Source organism: Tateyamaria pelophila (assembly GCF_019966495.1).
Taxonomy (GTDB): domain Bacteria; phylum Pseudomonadota; class Alphaproteobacteria; order Rhodobacterales; family Rhodobacteraceae; genus Tateyamaria; species Tateyamaria pelophila.
Map to the genome: position 1 here is coordinate 1 of NZ_JAIMIA010000247.1, position 2,978 is coordinate 2,978.

Consider the following 2,978-nt stretch of genomic DNA (forward strand, 5'->3'; position numbering starts at 1 on the left):
AGACGATGTCATCAAGCAGTACCTGGAATTACATTCCGACAAATGATGCCTCCGGCGTCAGCCGGTGGTCCTTCACTGCTCGCTGGTTGTATCCGCGCAAGGCGCTCGGGAAGGTATCAGCCGAATATCACCATGGGTTCGCGACCGGTTCACGTGCGTTGGCCGATTGCATTTCCTGGTTGTCACTGCGCTGTTGGACACGGTTCGCTGCCAGACGTTCGCGCAGGGGGGGGCAATTCGGCCTGAGTAAGGCCCGTGGCCTTGCGCGCGCGCAGTTCCTGGCAGAGGTCTTTGGTAGTGTGGGCAATCTGGTCCATCGGTGTGATCCTTGCCAGATGAAAATGATCGCAGGATCATATGGAGCCAATATGCTCTGCGGATCATAGTCACGGTTTGTCATTTAGACGACATAAGTCCGCAGTGCTGCGCTTACCGGTGCTGTGCGCTCAGGCCAATGATGCGTGCCCTTGCACCGTCGAAACACGCCTTCAGCGCCTCATGCCGCCCAAGACCTTGCGCGCAATAGGGGTTCAAAAACTGCCGCCCGGCAAAGAGCTTGGCATCCACGGGGCTCAGCGCCGACTCTACGCACAAGGCTGCCCAGTTGTCCGAAATGGTCTCGATCTGTCCTGCGATGATCGCGGCAGCATCGTCTTGGCTCAGGTGGAAATCGGTCGCCGCCGACAGGCAGGCGGCGAGTGTGCTCATCCGCGCCTCGCCCTTGATCAGCATCGCCTGGGTCGCCTCGTTGCCTGCGCGGCCCTGTGGACAGATGTCATAGGCTGGCGTCAGTGTCAGCATCCTGCCGTCCCAGAAGGCGGCATGGTTGCGCGCGTGATCGTCGGTGTTCCCGCAGAGCACGCTGAAGCAGATCCGCCCGTAAAGCTCGCGCAGCGTTTCCTTCGGATTGCTGAAGCGGTGGCGGATCAGTTCGGCCAGGTCCTCGTAAGACGCATAGCGCGCTTCCATCTCGCCCAGGCCCAGAATGGTCAGCGCCGAGACCATGGCGCGGCGGTGCCATCCGGCTCCCGCTTTGACCCGGTCGAAGCGCTCGATCAGCAGCATGTCCTTGCCCGCCGTCTCGAAGATCGCGACAGGGGCCACTTCGAGGCCGGACAGTGCAGCCAGACGCATGGCAATGAACTCCGCCTTCACGACGCTGTAGACGTCCTTGCTGGAAGAGAATTTGGCGATGAGCTTGCGGTCGTCATAGTCGATCAGGGCCTTGGGTCGCGCGCCGCCGATCGAGGTGCCATGATGGATCGCCTGGTCCAGCGTCGGCGTCAGGGGCAGGCCCTTTTCGACGCGGTCCGCAGCCTCAATCAGCTCCTGATAGCTCGCCTGCGTCGACAGACGTGGGACGTATTCGCTGGCCGAGTGCTGGAAATCCAGCGCGCCGATCCTGTCCGAGCCGGACTCGAGCAGATAGGTCAGTTCGTTCAACTCGCCCGCGCCTTGATCAGCGGCTTTAGGGCCGACGAGCCGGTTGATGATCACACGGCGGCCCCAGGCATCTGGCGATCCGTCGCGCAGGCAACTGGCCATTTCCATGTTCGGCGGTGGATCGATCCGGCCGCGCTGGAGGGGTAGCTCGGGCGTGTAAAGAGGGATTGCGTTTGCCCGGTCCAGATAGCTGGCACCATAGTTGAAGGCGTAGCGGTCGCCCTCCGACGTGATGCGACCGGCCACGACCGGCTCGGTCTCGCCCGGCAACCAGACCCAGACGAAGGCGCTGTCGGGTGTCCTGCGGTCAGAAGTCATCATCGACCTCCGTACGGGAAGGGCGGACGCTCTTGGGCAGAAGGGTCAACTTTTCGGCAAGCCGGGCGTTTTCCGTGCGCAGGGCCGCGTCGTCCTGGTCGAACAGGCGCACGCCTGACAATGCGGCGGCTTCGAACACGGTGCCGACCTCGGGCCCCGGCGCGCCCTTCTCGATGTTGTAAAGCGTTGTGCGGCTGATGCCGACGCGGTCGGCCAGCTCTTGTGCCGTCATCCCGCGCTCCATGCGGCCGATCCGGATCAACTTGCCGAGAACCGACAGGGCTTCACGCGTCTGGCGCGCATAGGTTCTTTTGCGCTTCATGGTGGGCTCCAGACGAGTCGTTCAGTTTGATGGACGTGAGCTTTCCTCGCATCCGCTTAATTGAACATTGTTTGCGTGACTTGATGCTATTGTCAAGGCTTTCGTTCGGTTAAGTGAACATTATGAATCTATATGTTCACTTAATTGTACATAATCAGTCCCTTTTGGTCGATTGAGAGCGTTGCGCGACTTCAAATTCCGACTTGGCCGCCCGAAGTGAGACATGTCCCTCGATGACCAAGGCCGGTCAGCATTCAGTCACCTGCCTCACCGATGCAACTGATCTCTGCTCGCGGTCTGTGGAATTTATAGCTCAAACGCTATACTTACAGGAAATAGCTCACGGACTATAGGATTCGACCGATGGACCTGTCCTTGTTTCCGATCCGAAGTCTGCGCCAGGCAGGTGTTGCGCTCCACGCCCGGCGGATCGCGCGGAAGCTTAGCCAGAAGGAGCTGGGTAAGTTGACCGGAACCGCGCAGTCCACCATCTCGGACGTCGAGAATGGCGTCGTGTCCGTGAGTCTTGATGTCTATCTGCGCCTTATCGAGGCTCTTGGTGCCGAGCTGTCAGCCAAAGACCGTCAGGTTGACGGGGCGAAGCCCTGATCGCGTAAACCGCCTTGATTTGCCGCCATAGCTCAATAACCTTGGGTCCCGACCCTGGCGATCAATGGGTCGCAGGCCCCTTCGCTTGCACCCCCTCCCGCGCCTTGTCGACCTTGCGCGCCTTCTCGGCCAGCTGTGCCTCCCACAGGATGCGGAACCCCTCGGCGAATTCGACCAGGCCCCTGGAGAAGGTGCGGATCGTGGTCATGTGCGGCGCGACAATGAGGGTGAGACTCCGCGTCAATCTGGGTGAGACGCCGCGGTGGGTGTGTGACGGAGGGAGGGC

Annotated in this window: 4 protein-coding genes; 1 reads left to right on the forward strand and 3 read right to left on the reverse strand. The window is 60.9% G+C overall.

Going from position 1 to position 2,978, the window contains the following annotated elements; all coding sequences use genetic code 11:
- Positions 1 to 429 precede the first annotated feature (429 nt).
- Entirely contained in the window at positions 430 to 1,764 is a 1,335-nt protein-coding gene (locus LC354_RS27160) for a type II toxin-antitoxin system HipA family toxin (protein WP_223429056.1), read from the reverse strand.
- Entirely contained in the window at positions 1,751 to 2,083 is a 333-nt protein-coding gene (locus LC354_RS27165) for a helix-turn-helix transcriptional regulator (protein ID WP_223429057.1), read from the reverse strand. The genes LC354_RS27160 and LC354_RS27165 overlap by 14 nt, the downstream gene beginning before the upstream one ends.
- A 363-nt stretch (positions 2,084 to 2,446) precedes the next feature.
- On the opposite strand from LC354_RS27165, the gene LC354_RS27170 reads away from it, so the two are divergent.
- Positions 2,447 to 2,692, forward strand: a complete 246-nt coding sequence (locus LC354_RS27170; protein ID WP_223429058.1) for a helix-turn-helix domain-containing protein — start codon at positions 2,447 to 2,449, stop codon at positions 2,690 to 2,692.
- A 61-nt stretch (positions 2,693 to 2,753) separates the two neighbouring features.
- Here the strand turns inward: LC354_RS27170 and LC354_RS27175 are convergent.
- The coding region (locus LC354_RS27175) for a hypothetical protein (RefSeq protein WP_223429059.1) at positions 2,754 to 2,978 on the reverse strand (225 nt) is incomplete at its 5' end.